The organism is Shewanella algidipiscicola (assembly GCF_900380485.1).
GTDB lineage: Bacteria > Pseudomonadota > Gammaproteobacteria > Enterobacterales > Shewanellaceae > Shewanella > Shewanella algidipiscicola.
In genome coordinates, this window is record NZ_OXJV01000016.1 from 327,803 (window position 1) to 342,225 (window position 14,423).

The following is a 14,423-nucleotide window of genomic DNA, read 5'->3' on the forward strand; positions in this document are numbered from 1 at the left end:
TTACTCTGCTGGGCAATAATTTGTAATACTACTCTCAAGCTACTGGATCACGCCAATGAATACAATGTTGTGAGGTGGGACTTAGCAAGATTCACCAAGGGATCCTTGGCCGTGATGGAATAACAGTATAGCCTAAAGTGATAACAACAAATGGTGAGACACCGCGAATGCGGCATTGAGAAGGCAATAAAAGGCACCGATATCGGTGCCTTTGTGACATAAAATTAAGTGATTATATGATACGGTCTTGATTAAACTTGTTACTGCGCTCTTCTTCAGCCATTTTAGCCTTGCGCTTGTCACATGGATCGTCACAATCACACGCTTTGTCGATGCCTAAAGCACCTAAGCCACCACAGCTACCCGCAACCGCTTTCTGCTTAACGATATAACCAACCGACATTAATACAAAAAAAAGCAGTAATACCACAAAAGCCGCTAAAAAAGTGCCCATCATATACTCCAAATGCATACCACCTACAAGGCAGACAATATGCGTCAAAAATCAATTGGGTGACGCTGTCACACCTCTAGGTGCGTGACAGCGTCTATATTGTATCACAAGCCAACGAAGGGCTTAAATGCATCACTGTAATAGACCTTGAAACCATCAGGCTGCTTTTCAATTAGCATAACGGCAAGATGGTGTTCTTGCGCCAGAGCTAATGAGTCTTCGGTGCCCATCACCATCATCGCAGTCGCGTAACCATCAGCCATCATACTTTGCTTGTGCAGCACAGTGACAGAAGCGAGACGATGATTCACCGGATACCCAGTTCTAGGGTCAATAATATGGGTGAAGCGTTGACCGTCTTCTTCGTAGTAATTACGGTAGTCACCAGAGGTTGCCATCGCCATATTGCCAGGTGTTATCACCTGCTGCACCTGACGTTCATCAATATCGGGCTGCTCGATCGCAATACGCCACGGACTTTCATCGGCTTTAGTGCCATATAGGCTGACTTCTCCGCCTATTTCAACCAAATAGCCTTTAGGCTGATATTTAGCCAAAAGATGAGCCACTTTATCGACTCCAAAGCCTTTAGCAATGGAAGATAAATCGACATATAAATCTGGGTTGTCTTTACGCAGTTTTAACCCATCAACACTTAAATGCTCGATGCCAGTTTTTGCTCTGGTCTGGGCGATTAGCTCGTCGCTAGGCACTTTGACAGGGCGCTTATCGGGACCAAAGCCCCATAGATTCACCAGCGGCCCTAATGTGATATCTAATGCCCCGTCGGTGATCTCAGACAAATCGATCCCGGCTTGGATAACTTGGGCTGTATCAGAGGACACCTCAATAGTGCTGGCTAAGGCCATCTGATTAAAACGCGACAGCTCGGAGTTACTCCGATAGGTCGACATCTGATTGTTGACCTGTTCCAGTGCAAGCTCAATTTCCGCCTGTAACAGTTGTTCATTAGGTTCCTGCCCACCACTGACAAACTTAATATGATAGGTGGTGCCCATAGTCTCACCAGACAGAGAGATCATGGGTGCCGATTGGCTACACGCTGAAACAAAAAAGGCTAGTCCAATTAAGACTAACCTATTGATAAAGGTCTTAAACATAATGACCATATTCCTTAATAATCACTCAGATAAACAATGGATTTCACCACAGAACGCCTAAGCGTCCAGGGTGAAATCACATAAAGCTGAGTCGATATTATCACAAGAACCTGCGATTAACCGCCGAAGTCATCCAATAAGATGTTTTCATCTTCAACGCCCAAATCTTTTAGCATACCGATAACAGCCGCATTCATCATCGGAGGACCACACATGTAGTACTCACAATCTTCTGGTGCTTCATGGTCGCGCAGGTAGTTTTCATACAAGACGTTATGAATAAAACCTGTGTAACCATCCCAGTTATCTTCTGGCTGTGGATCTGACAAGGCAACATGCCACACGAAGTTAGGATTCTCCGCCGCTAGGCCGTCAAAATCTTCGACGTAGAACATCTCACGCTTCGAACGCGCACCGTACCAGAAGCTGATCTTACGCTTAGACTTAAGACGCTTGAGTTGGTCAAAGATGTGTGAACGCATTGGGGCCATACCAGCACCACCACCGATAAAGACCATTTCGGCATCGGTATCTTTGGCAAAGAACTCACCAAATGGACCAGAAATCGTCACCTTATCACCCGCTTTTAGGCTCCAGATGTACGACGACATCTTACCGCAAGGCAAGCTCAGGTTACGTGGAGGCGGCGTAGCAATACGCACGTTCAACATGATGATACCTTCCTCTTCAGGATAGTTCGCCATCGAGTACGCACGAATGGTTTCTTCGTCCACTTTTGATTCAAGATTAAAGAAACCAAAGTGTTCCCAGTCACCACGATATTCTGCTGGTACGTCAAAATCAGCATATTTAACATGGTGAGCCGGCGCTTCAATCTGAATGTAACCACCAGCGCGGAAAGGCACTGATTCGCCATCAGGAATTTGCAGCTTAAGCTCTTTAATGAAGGTTGCTTTGTTATCATTAGAGATAACTTCACAATCCCACTTTTTAATACCGAAGATCTCTTCTTCTAGTTCGATCTCCATATCGGCCTTCACGTTTACCTGACACGATAAACGGCAACCGTTACGAGCATCGCCTTTAGAGATATGATCGCGCTCTGTTGGCAGAATATCACCGCCACCAGACTTAACAATCACTTTACACTGGCCACAAGAGCCACCGCCACCACAAGCCGATGAAACGAAAATACCGTTTTCAGCGAGTGCGCCAAGGAGTTTACCACCGGCACCGGTTTTAATTGCTTTGCTAGCATCATCATTGATGCTGATTGTGATATCACCACTTGGTACCAGCTTTGACTTGGCAAATAAAATAACCAATACCAACACTAGTACAATGGCAGTAAACATACTCACACCGAGATAGACGTCGATTGGAGTAGATTCAATAATACCCATGAACTTATCCTTTAAGGTTCAAAATCTGAAGCCGTTAAGGTGTCTCTTTACAGAGACACACCTGAGAACGACATGAAACCTAACGCCATTAAACCCGCGGTAGCAAAGGTAATACCTAAACCACGTAGACCATCAGGTACATCAGCATACTTTAACTTCTCGCGAATACCGGCTAGCAAGACAATTGCCAATGCCCAACCGATACCAGAACCTACACCAAACACTAAACTTTCGGTCAGGTTGTAGTCACGCTCAACCATGAAAGAGACCGCACCAAAAATCGCACAGTTTACCGTGATTAACGGTAAGAAGATGCCTAGCGCGTTGTATAGTGGTGGAAAGTACTTATCCAGTGCCATCTCGAGGATTTGCACTAAGGCGGCGATCACACCGATAAAGGTGATGAACTTCAAGAAGCTCAAGTCAGCATCAGGAACGCCTGCCCAAGCAAGTGCACCTGGGGCTAAGATCCCTTGATAGATAATTTGGTTAACGGGTACTGAAATCGCCAGCACCACAATAACGGCAACACCTAAGCCCATGGCGGTGGTGACTTTCTTCGATACCGCCAAGAAAGTACACATACCAAGGAAGAAGGATAACGCCATGTTTTCAATGAAAACAGAACGGACTAAAAGACTAATATAATGTTCCATAGCGCTTACCCTTTTGCTTCTACTTGATCAGGCTTCATAGTACGGATAATCCAGATCAACGCAGCAATCAGGAAGAACGCACTCGGCGGCAGCAACAACAAGCCGTTTGGCTGATACCAACCACCGTCAGAAATCTTACTTAAGATCTCGACGCCAAATAGAGAACCGTTACCAAATAGCTCACGAATGAAGCCGACTGACAACAGGATGGCACCATAGCCTAAACCATTACCGATACCATCCATGAAACTCATCATCGGCGGTGTCTTCATCGCGTAAGCTTCAGCGCGGCCCATTACGATACAGTTGGTAATAATCAAACCAACGAATACCGACAGCTGCTTAGCAACATCATAGGCATAAGCTTGCAGGACTTGGTCTACCACGATAACTAGCGACGCGATAATCGTCATCTGCACGATAATACGCACACTGCTTGGAATGTGGTTACGGATCATCGAGATGAACAAGTTAGACAAGGCCGTTACTGCAGTCAGTGCGATAGTCATCACTAATGCTGTTTCCATCTTACTGGTCACAGCCAAAGCACTACACACACCCAAGATTTGCAATGCAATCGGGTTGTTACTAATAATAGGTCCAGTCAGAACCTGTTTAAGTTCTTTAGCGTTAGCCATTAGCTCAGCCCTCCGTTGCGCGCCTTTTCAATAAAGCGAGCATAACCTTCTTCACCCAACCAAAACTCGAGTGAATACTGCACACCATTACTGGTTAGGGTCGCACCCGATAGCGCGTCAACACCGTGTACCGAGTTTGCGATAGCAGGATTTTTGGTCACTTTAATCGCCAGATTACCCTGCTCGTCATAAAGTTTTTTACCTTCCCACTTAGCAATCCACTGCGGGTTTTGCACTTCACCACCTAGACCTGGGGTTTCACCCGCTCCGGTGAAGTCGTAATAAACTAAACTACGTACGGTATTGAGATCAGACTCGACCGCTAAGAAAGCGTACATGGTTGACCACAGGCCATAGCCCTTCACCGGAATGATCACAGTTTGCAGCTCACCTTTGTCATCGTTTACTAAGTAAACAACACCAGTGTTAGCCACATTCTTAACCGATGCGATATCATTTTTAGGTTTAAATGAGGTCTCAGGGTTACGCGCGGCTTTATCGGCGTCAAAGGTGTTGGCATCGCCATCAACCCACTCACCCGACTTAAGATCGACCAGCTTAGCTTCAACATACTTATTGTAGGTGGCTAATATTTGATCTTTCTCAACGCTACCTGACTTAGTGTCCACCAAGCCAGCCGCTTCAAGAATGTACTTTTGCTTATCAAGCAGCTTGTTTTCTTGTTGCGTCGGTTTTAGCAGTACCGCAGCGGTAGATACAAATACCGAGCAGATGAAACATAATCCAACAACAACAAACAGTGTTCTACCGAACGAATCTTTATTACTAGCCACGTGCAATCCTCCGCTTGATATTCGACTGAACCACGAAATGGTCAAATAATGGAGCAAACAGGTTCGCGAATAAGATGGCCAACATCATGCCTTCAGGGAAAGCAGGGTTGATAACACGAATGAACACCGCCATAGCACCGATAAGGATACCGTAAGCCCATTTCGCATTATTAGTGAATGACGCAGAAACTGGATCTGTCGCCATAAACATCATACCGAACGCAAAGCCACCTAACACCAAGTGCCAGTACCAAGGCATAGCAAACATAGGGTTAGTGTCGCTGCCAATCGCGTTAAGCAGTAGCGATACCGCGATCATACCGGCAAGCACACCACCCACAATGCGCCATGAAGCGATACGGGTATAGATGATAACCGCGCCACCAATCAAGATAGCGAGAGTCGACACTTCGCCCACTGAACCTGGAATGAAACCAAAGAAGGCATTCCACCAGTCTTGGGTGAGTCCATACTCAAGGGTGCCTTGCGCCGCTTGGCTCAGCGCAGTAGCACCTGAGTAACCGTCAGCAACGACCCAAGTGGTATCGCCTGACATGTTGAGCGGATAAGCAAAGAATAGGAACGCACGACCGGCAAGGGCTGGGTTTAAGAAGTTACGCCCAGTACCACCGAAAATCTCTTTCGCCACAACCACACCAAAGGTAATACCTAAAGCAACCATCCACAGTGGGATAGTGGCTGGCAGGGTGAGCGCGAATAGGATTGAGGTAACAAAGAAACCTTCGTTAACTTCATGGCCGCGAACTGTCGCAAACAACACTTCCCATATACCACCCACGGCAAAAGTCACCGCGTAAATAGGCAGGAAGAAACAGGCGCCGTACCACATTAATGCGGCCACACCAGAGTCGGCAGTTAGCTCGGTACCAAACAACCCAAACAAGGCCGTTTGCCAAACGTCAGGCGTCGCAAAGCCAGCGGCTAAGGCGTCTTGCGCTTGCAGGCCCACGTTGTACATACCCACAAACATGGCGGGAAATGCACAAGCCCAAACCGTAATCATCATACGCTTTAGGTCGAGGTTATCACGCACATGGGTACGACCCTTGTTTACGTGACCTGGGGTATAAAATACTGTGTACGCGGCTTCAAACAGCGCGTACCACTTTTCGTATTTTCCGCCTTTTTCAAACTGCGGTTCAATACTTTTGAAAAACTGTTTCAAGCCCATTAGCCTTCCCTCACAATCGTATCTAAACAGTCACGCAGATATGACGCATAGTCATATTTACCGGGACATACGAATGTACATAGTGCCAAATCTTCTTCATCTAACTCCAGCGCACCTAATGCAGCGGCGCCATCGATATCACTTGACACTAGGTCACGTAATAGCATGGTAGGAAGAATATCCAGAGGCATCACACGCTCATAGTTACCAATTGGCACCATAGCACGGTCAGAACCACCTGTGCTGGTCGTCATATTAAACAGACGTGAAGGTGACAAATGACCTAAAAACGCACGCGTAATTGAGAACTTATCAGAACCAGGCATAGCCCAACCGATAAAGTCTTGCTGTCTGCCTTCTTCAAGTAGTGATACTTGATTATGGAAGCGACCAATATAAGCATGTGCGCCTGCAGCGGTTTTACCATTTAAAATGGAGCCTGCAATCACACGAACATCGCCGTCTGCCATTTCACCTGCGGTCAGCTCAACCGTCGATGCACCCGCTAAGGTGCGAACCAATCTAGGCTTAAGCGCCTTAGGACCGGCAACAGCAACCACACGCTGGGTATTTAACTCCCCCGTTGTGAACAGTTGACCGATAGCGATCACATCTTGGTAGCCGATATGCCAAACAGTACGTTTTGCAGATGCTGGTAAGACAAAATGTATATGTGTACCGACAAGACCCGCAGGATGCGGACCGGCAAACTCTTCAACCTGTGCATTGGCTGCTGGAATATCAGCACCAGGCGCTTTACACAGATATACTTTTCCTTCGGTCAATCTGGCTAAGACTTTTAAGCCATTAGCAAAATCTTCCTTGTGCTCGTTAATGATAACGACAGGATCGGCAGCAAGAGGTTGAGTATCGATAGCGGTGACAAAGATACCAGCGGCAGAAGAGTCTACGGCAGGCGCTTTACTGAAGGGACGAGTGCGAAGTGCGGTCCACAAACCTGATTCAATCAAGTTGTCACGCACCAGTTGCTGGTCAAGAGAGTCTAAAGCCGATGCATCATATTTAGCAAAGGCAACGCTATCGTCCCCTTCCACTTCAATGACGACCGACTGAAGAACACGCTGAGCGCCCCGGTTAATGTCTGAAATTGTGCCACTGGCTAAAGCAGTATATTTAACGCCAGGATTCTTTTTGTCTTCAAAAATCACCTGACCTTTTTGCACTTTATCGCCCACTTTAATCTTCATGGTGGGACGTAAGCCAATATACTCTTCACCCAAAGTAGCTACATGTTTAATGGCTGGGCCATTATGGATAACTTGCTCTGGTCTACCTGTTATAGGTAGGTCCAATCCTTTCTTTATTGTAATCATATCCACAAGCACTACGTTATGAAGGAAAGATAATGCGTCGCGTTCCTGCTAAATGAGAAAGGCTTTGAAACAAATTCTATCTCATTGAGCTAGCGCAGATTTATTACAGAAATGCGATCGCAATCACGCTGGTCGGGCGCATTTTACCGCAAATAAATAGTTATCGCCATGGCAAATACAGTTGTTTTAAAAGGAAAGCAGGATTTTTATTGTGCGTAGTAGATCACAATTCTATGTTTTTTTAATAATTAGATTAAGCCGAATTAATTTAGCCCCTTGTCCTAACAGGGTTATAGCATTTGAGCGAGTCAAAAAGCCCTAAAGACTGAGGCCTGATTATCAAGCAATAGCGAATCATCGTTCGCATAAAAATTAGACTAAGGTCTAGAGCCTGTTGATCTTTCAAGGTTGTTTTTGCAGCGAATTGTTGGGTATTTCTACAAGACTGAAGCTTCGTGGTGTAGTTATTCTACATAAAAAGCTGAGAACGCAGTAGAAATGACCAACAAACGCTGGCCTAAAGGTTCGGCTAAAAACGTTTTACTCTTTGTTAAGTGAATTTTGCTTAGATGACTAGGCTGCAATCCACTCGCCTCGATTAAAACGTTTTTGTCTCGAATAAAATTCAACCAGCAAAGATCAACAGGCCCTAGCCATAATCGCCAACCGCCAGCTTGAAAAAGCAGCAGAACGATAGCGTTAAATAGCTTAACTAAGATAAAAGTGAAGATAACGTCACTAGACGTAAATTAAAGCGAGGCGCCTTTGTATGACAAGCCAATATGACATTGGTCTAGCAACAATGACATCAAAATAACACACCAATACAGATACAAAATAAAAGCAGCCTGAGCTGCTTTTATCATTAAAGGTTCACTGTTTAATGAATCCCTCGAGTGAACTAGAGCCCCTTGAGGATCTCATCACTGAGTTTGAGGTCATCATTTTTATTAACATTAACCCCAGCGGCAATAATATTGCGGGCGATCTCTTTGGCCTGCTCTAGCGAATGCATCTCATAGGTACCGCATTGATATTCATTGAGCTCAGGGATCTCTGACTGTTGCTTCACTTTAAGCACATCTTCCATCGCCGCTAACCAGCAATCTGCCACAACAGATTCTGATGGCGTACCAATAACACTCATATAAAAACCAGTGCGGCATCCCATTGGGGAAATATCAATAATTTCAACATCATCGCCATTGAGATGATCCCGCATAAAGCCCGCAAACAGGTGTTCTAGGGTGTGAATACCGCGCTCACTTAAGATCTCTTGGTTCGGAACACAAAAGCGTAAATCGAATACCGTGATCGCATCGCCACTCGGAGTTTTCATGGTTTTAGCTACTCGCACTGCTGGGGCGTGCATGCGAGTATGATCGACGGTAAAACTATCTAGTAACGGCATTGCTTTTATCTCCTTTTTGCGACTCAACCATTATTACCAATGGCTGATACAGCAACTAAAACTCAACTAAAATGGCGGGGAATCATCACCCACGCAGTATTACGCTGGACTTAATATGCGTTACTGTTAATTGGATGTAAAGCTCCTGCTGTGAAGATTCAACGCCCATAACCCAACTCACACACAATACCACTCAGCTATTGAGAATTTAGGCCGCACGTACACAGTCGATAAATCGGCTCAGAATAACATCGATTAGCTTTAGATAATAAATTAGCCAATAAAAAAGCGCTTATCTAATAAGCGCTTTTTTAGTCAATATTGCTAAGGCGGTGTTAATTAGCCACGGCACTTAGGTGAATTAGGTACATCGGCTTCGGCCTGCCACTCACTCGGGGTAAAAGTATGCATAGACAAGGCGTGTAAGCCATTGGCAAACTCTTCCGTCAAGGCTTGATTAACACTGCGATGACGGCCGATCAGGCGTTGGCCTTCAAATGCCTCACTGGCGATAATCACCTTGAAGTGAGTTTCAGAATTGGGCGGCACATGATGATTGTCGCTTTCATTAATCACTTCCAAATAAACAGGAGATAGTGCAGCCGTGAGTTTTTCAGTAATAATCTGTTTGACGGACATAGTCATTGTCTCAATTGAGTACAAAAATAATGGCGGCAGATTACTGCGCTGACGCCAAAAGGTCAACCATCAGCCCAAGCTTACCCGCGCATCCTTTGACACACCTTCCAATAACTCAACCACACTGGCATCACTCACCTCATCTGGCACTATAATGGCAAGCTGAGATGAAAATACTGTCTGACCAATTGTCGAAACATGTACACGATTAAACTCCATATGCTCAATCTCTAAGTTCAGATTAGATAGGAGATCGACAATTTCCCGGGTCAACCCAGGGCGATCGCGACAATCGACATTGCATTTTAAGATGCGCATATGCTGGGATGATGACTGCGCCTGATCGCTATAGCTAAACTGCAACAAAGGAAACTTGACGGCAAACGCTTGCTGTAATTCAGGTACCGCATCAGCAGCAATGGCCACTTTGAGTAGGGCCGCAAACTGGCTATCGAGCTTAATCACCTTACTGGTTAGCCATTCGCCGCCTGCAGCGCGTGTGGTATCGGCTAAGGCTTTTATCACCCCAGGGGTAACACTGCCCACAACGGTTGTAATCATCATTTTTTGCATCGCTGACTCCAATAAATGCTCCCATAGCCTATTGAGCATAAAACATTCATTTATACCGAAGTGGGAGCTAGCTAGCAAAAGTCAGTGATAAGCTCTGCCCCCTATTGTCATATAAACGAGTGAGGTCTCTGCGCAATAGGCCGCACCTATCATATCCAGCGCCAAACTATCGGCGTTTAGCATTGGTGAAAATGAGGCGTTAATTGCCTAAAAGTGTAATTAACCCGCGTTTGTTTAACCCCAAGCCGTTTAGGCAGACAGTGCTGCCAATACGCTTGCATCGGCCAGTGCATGAGCAGCAGATCACCACTGTGTAAGCTTAAACTTATCTTCTGCTTTGTCTGTTTATGGCGCAGTAAAAAATCTCGACTCGCCCCCAAGGTGACCGAAGCGATATCGCTTTGAGGCGCTATTTCAGGCTCATCATCACTGTGCCATCCCATAGACTCTTGCCCATCTTGATAACGATTAACCAGCACGCCATTACTGGTTAGCCGCCACTCACGGGCGAGCTTTTCCTGCAAACGCTGAGCATATTTAGGCCAAGGCAATGCCTCGATAAATAACCCCGAATAACGATAATCACACCCCTTGTCACCAAACCATACCTGACTGCGCGGAATCGCATGCTGTTTACCAAATATCTGGATATGGGGGCGATTAAAAGGGTAATCCATCGACTCTTGCCACAATGCCTGTTGCTGCGCCAATGAAAGGTACCCTTCAACTAAGGTAAAAGGCGCACTGATATTGGCCCCTTGGGCTTGCTCCTCTAAATCCAGACTCGGTTGATACACTCTGGCTTCTTTAATCATTATCGTTAACTCTCATTATCGCCAGTAGAAAACGGATATAAACATAGGTCAAGCTCCACACTTGGTTAGCACTCAAATCGACCATGGCCTTAACAACGGTAAGCAAGGCGCCTTATGTCCTTAGCCTTTAAAGTGAGATGCTAGGGCTCACTCGCTTAACTATACCTGATGGGGGAAATCTGCGATAATCGCGCCCCCAAATTCAACGTAGCAGTGCAGTCATGACAACTCAATTCTCCGTCGCCGATATCGAACTTGAACTTTATCGTTATCCCGCCAAGCAGGAATCCAACCTGCAGGCCTGGGACGCCGCCGATGAGCACTTGATTAAACACTTAACTGAGCAACAGCAAACGCCATGTTGCACTGCCATTATTAATGATAATTTTGGCGCTTTAACCTGCGCCCTGACTCGTCAAAATAACGCTTGGCCATTGCTTGTCGAAACCGATGCGAAAACCAGCCAGCTCGGCACCTTGCAAAACCTTGGCCCTAACCAGCTGCCTGACGACAATATTCAATGGTGTAATAGCCGCGATCTATTACCGCAGCGCCCTGAATTGGTGTTGATGAAATTACCCAAGAATCTTAACTATTTGGCCCATCAACTCGACAGGTTATCTCAGGTACTCGCCAAGGGCACCACAGTCTATATTGGCGCTAAAGCCAAATCGATAAATAAGGCGCTGCTGCAACTACTCAAGCAGCATTTAGGCCCGGCGACGGCCAGCCTCACCTGGAAAAAGACCCGCGTTATCACCTGTATCTCAGACGGCATCGCCCGCCCGCTGCCAGCAGATACCCGCTGGAATGTGCCTGAATATCAATTAATGATCAGCAATTTAAGCAATGTCTTTGCCGCCAACAAACTCGATATTGGCGCACGGATCATGTTAGACAACATGCCCCAAGGCGATTTTAAGTCCATTGTCGATTTAGGCTGTGGTAACGGGATATTGGGACTCAGAGCCAAACAGTTGTTTCCTGATGCCCGGCTACATTTTGTTGATGACTCAGAGATGGCCATCGCCTCAGCCCGCTACAACTGGCAGCTCAATCAACTGGATAATCCAGACCTTGAGGGCGAGCAAGCCTGCTTCCATTGGGATGACTGCTTAACCCATTTGGGCGATGAGGTTCGGCCCGATTTAGTCTTATGTAATCCGCCGTTCCACCAAGGCGAAGCCATCACTGATCATATTGCTTGGCAGATGTTTTTAGATGCCTTTAGGCGACTCGCCGATGGTGGGATCTTACATGTGGTCGGTAATCGTCATCTGGCCTACCACGTTAAACTGCAGCGCATCTTTAAAAACTGCACCACAGTGGCATCCAACGGCAAATTTGTGATTTTACAAGCCAAAAAACAGGTTAACAAAGCGAAATCAACCGATTAGCGCGACTCATTTACCTGCGCCGCATCGGACTCTGTTTGAGCGGCGCTGCTCTTTAACGTCATGGGCCTTACTGTGCTTTGTACCGCAGTGCTTGGCGGCGCAAATAACACCCTTAAACGCTGCCTCAGGCTAAGCCCTTTAGCGAAGGCCTCGGTCAACATATCACGCCACTCAGCAAAGGTTACCACCAAAGGATTAACGCTATTAAGTGGTTTAGTGATGCCATACTCCACCGTCTCCTCCTCTTTAACATAAGTGCCAAACAATCGGTCCCAAATGATCAAAACACCGGCATAATTTTTGTCAATATATTGCGCATTGCGACCATGGTGCACTCGATGATGCGATGGGGTATTAAAGATCCACTCTAGCGGCCCAAGTGATTTAATCGCTTGAGTGTGAACAAAAAACTGTAAACCTAAGTTCAATAGCACCACAAAAACCACCCAGTTGGGATCGAACCCCATAATAACCAGCGGTAGCCAAAACAGCCACATGCCTGCCAATGGGTACATTAAACTCTGCCTAAACGCCGTACTAAAATTCATATGCTCTGAGCTGTGGTGCGCCACATGGGCCGCCCACATCCAGCGCACTCTGTGGCTGGCGCGGTGAAACCAGTAATAGCAAAAGTCTTGGGCGACGATAAGGCCAATAAAGCTGACGACGCCCATCTCAATATCAAATAGGCGCCAACCAAATCCCCACAGATAGAGGTGAGCCACCAGCAAACCAGTCAGGATGTCGCTCGCCTGATGCAATGCCGCTAAGGTGAAGTTGCATAATACTTCGGGCCAATGGTAAGCCGCATTCGCCGGCAAGCGGCTCAGCCGAGTGCCGTACTGCCACTCGAGTAGGATACAGATAAAGAAAATCGGCGCTAAGGCCAAGAGCAACACTTCTGGGTGTGATATCAACCAATCAAAATCCATCTTATTTATCCCGCTCAATCGTTAATAAAATCAACCTGCATCGGCCCTTACCAACGCGCAAAATGATCTTCAGTTAAACCAAGCACCTGCTGTAAATGATGCTGCTGGCCTTCGCCATCGATAACCTCGCCTTCAAAGTGACCTATGTACTGGCGAAAATTACTCTGTAATAACCATAAATTAAGCTTTTCCTGACGACAATTTCGCGCTTTAAAACGCAGATCCACCCGTCCATCAAGCGACGTTATTCGCCAACAGTCATCGCTGATGTGCTCACTATTGCGTAAAAAATCAAATTGCACCGGCCCCAATAAATGCCGCGCCCCGTTGACCCACAAGACATTTTCTGTGGCGCCAGTTTCATTAACCCCTGCCGCTAAGTTAAGCCCTATGATGGCATCGCCTACTCGAGCGTTAATGCTCGCCCAACGCCAACTGGTTTCACGCCGCATATAGCCCGCTGAAAAGTCATAGCCGGCCAGTGCGTTGTTGAGCGGCTGCGGCTCATGCTTAATGGTCAATCGCCCTTTGGGGAGCAAGCCGTTATGCTTTTGAGTATAGGTCCAGCCGTTATAGCCCGTTGGAGTGCACATCGCCATTGGCAAGCTCAGCGCCAAAGGATGCAGCTCAAGCTCTGCGCTTATCTGCGGCGTATCTAGGCTCAGTTGCCATAAACCATCGACCAGATTAAAAGTAATGCGACCGCGGCGACCGCCAATGAACGCCTTGCCCTGACGTGGGGATGGCGACATCGACATCCCCTTGGCTAACGGTTTGAGCCAAGTGGTTTCAACCAGAGTATTGGCCGCAATATCGTACAGATAACAAAAGGCGCTGCCCACATAACCAATATCGGCCAACGCCACACCAATCACATATCGGGGCGTCAGGAGCGACACAAATTGAAACTGCTTAAAATGAAAATGCCGCGCCCAGCGGCTTGCCAGCTTATCCATGTTATTGCGGTACTCAAAGTGCGCCAGTCCCAAAGAATCAACTGGGCCATCAAAGTGGCCAAACTGGACTTCTCCTGAGGGTAAAATCAGGCTTTCTGGCGCCGCAGGGGAGATTAACTCTGTCACTGGAACCTCGCATTGACTGTT

15 protein-coding genes are annotated in these 14,423 nt (G+C 46.7%); 1 reads left to right on the forward strand and 14 read right to left on the reverse strand.

The window, feature by feature from the left end:
• Positions 1–232 precede the first annotated feature (232 nt).
• The 12 genes from nqrM to DN599_RS11880 form a co-directional block, all read right to left on the reverse strand.
• Positions 233–454, reverse strand: a complete 222-nt coding sequence (gene nqrM / locus DN599_RS11820) for a (Na+)-NQR maturation NqrM (protein WP_110457789.1) — start codon at positions 452–454, stop codon at positions 233–235.
• A gap of 104 nt (positions 455–558) precedes the next feature.
• Positions 559–1,575 carry an FAD:protein FMN transferase gene (locus DN599_RS11825; RefSeq protein ID WP_110457868.1) on the reverse strand — a complete coding sequence of 339 codons (1,017 nt, stop codon included), beginning with the start codon at positions 1,573–1,575 and terminating at the stop codon, positions 559–561.
• Between the two features lie 116 nt (positions 1,576–1,691).
• The gene (nqrF, locus tag DN599_RS11830; RefSeq protein WP_110457790.1) at positions 1,692–2,939 is read right to left on the reverse strand and encodes an NADH:ubiquinone reductase (Na(+)-transporting) subunit F; all 1,248 of its coding nucleotides are present in this window, start codon (positions 2,937–2,939) and stop codon (positions 1,692–1,694) included.
• 47 nt (positions 2,940–2,986) lie between these two features.
• The gene (gene nqrE / locus DN599_RS11835) at positions 2,987–3,595 is read right to left on the reverse strand and encodes an NADH:ubiquinone reductase (Na(+)-transporting) subunit E (protein WP_110457791.1); all 609 of its coding nucleotides are present in this window, start codon (positions 3,593–3,595) and stop codon (positions 2,987–2,989) included.
• Between the two features lie 5 nt (positions 3,596–3,600).
• Positions 3,601–4,233, reverse strand: a complete 633-nt coding sequence (locus DN599_RS11840) for an NADH:ubiquinone reductase (Na(+)-transporting) subunit D (protein WP_110457792.1) — start codon at positions 4,231–4,233, stop codon at positions 3,601–3,603.
• The gene (locus tag DN599_RS11845) at positions 4,233–5,027 is read right to left on the reverse strand and encodes a Na(+)-translocating NADH-quinone reductase subunit C (RefSeq protein WP_110457793.1); all 795 of its coding nucleotides are present in this window, start codon (positions 5,025–5,027) and stop codon (positions 4,233–4,235) included. Before DN599_RS11845 ends, DN599_RS11840 begins: the two co-directional genes overlap by 1 nt.
• Positions 5,020–6,219, reverse strand: a complete 1,200-nt coding sequence (locus tag DN599_RS11850) for an NADH:ubiquinone reductase (Na(+)-transporting) subunit B (RefSeq protein WP_110457794.1) — start codon at positions 6,217–6,219, stop codon at positions 5,020–5,022. Before DN599_RS11850 ends, DN599_RS11845 begins: the two co-directional genes overlap by 8 nt.
• Positions 6,219–7,553: a Na(+)-translocating NADH-quinone reductase subunit A gene (locus DN599_RS11855; RefSeq protein ID WP_110457869.1), complete on the reverse strand. Its 1,335-nt coding sequence runs from the start codon at positions 7,551–7,553 to the stop codon at positions 6,219–6,221. Before DN599_RS11855 ends, DN599_RS11850 begins: the two co-directional genes overlap by 1 nt.
• 901 nt (positions 7,554–8,454) lie before the next feature.
• Entirely contained in the window at positions 8,455–8,964 is a 510-nt protein-coding gene (gene luxS / locus DN599_RS11865) for an S-ribosylhomocysteine lyase (RefSeq protein ID WP_110457795.1), read from the reverse strand.
• A 339-nt stretch (positions 8,965–9,303) separates the two neighbouring features.
• A complete protein-coding gene (locus DN599_RS11870) occupies positions 9,304–9,603 on the reverse strand; it encodes a BolA family protein (protein ID WP_110457870.1) in 300 nt (99 codons plus the stop codon).
• Positions 9,604–9,672: 69 nt separating this feature from the next.
• Positions 9,673–10,176 (reverse strand): ACT domain-containing protein, encoded by a 504-nt coding sequence (locus DN599_RS11875; RefSeq protein ID WP_110457796.1) that lies wholly within the window; start codon positions 10,174–10,176, stop codon positions 9,673–9,675.
• 176 nt (positions 10,177–10,352) lie between these two features.
• Positions 10,353–10,991: an alpha-ketoglutarate-dependent dioxygenase AlkB family protein gene (locus tag DN599_RS11880; RefSeq protein WP_110457797.1), complete on the reverse strand. Its 639-nt coding sequence runs from the start codon at positions 10,989–10,991 to the stop codon at positions 10,353–10,355.
• Positions 10,992–11,212: 221 nt separating this feature from the next.
• Here DN599_RS11880 and DN599_RS11885 point away from each other — a divergent pair, with 221 nt between their 5' ends.
• Complete coding sequence (locus DN599_RS11885; protein WP_110457798.1) at positions 11,213–12,388, forward strand: methyltransferase; 1,176 nt, start codon at positions 11,213–11,215, stop codon at positions 12,386–12,388.
• Here DN599_RS11885 and DN599_RS11890 read toward each other — a convergent pair.
• Both DN599_RS11890 and DN599_RS11895 read right to left on the reverse strand, forming a co-directional pair.
• Complete coding sequence (locus DN599_RS11890) at positions 12,385–13,320, reverse strand: sterol desaturase family protein (protein WP_110457799.1); 936 nt, start codon at positions 13,318–13,320, stop codon at positions 12,385–12,387. The genes DN599_RS11885 and DN599_RS11890 overlap by 4 nt on opposite strands.
• A 47-nt stretch (positions 13,321–13,367) precedes the next feature.
• Positions 13,368–14,402 carry a DUF2804 domain-containing protein gene (locus DN599_RS11895; protein WP_110457800.1) on the reverse strand — a complete coding sequence of 345 codons (1,035 nt, stop codon included), beginning with the start codon at positions 14,400–14,402 and terminating at the stop codon, positions 13,368–13,370.
• Positions 14,403–14,423 lie beyond the last annotated feature (21 nt).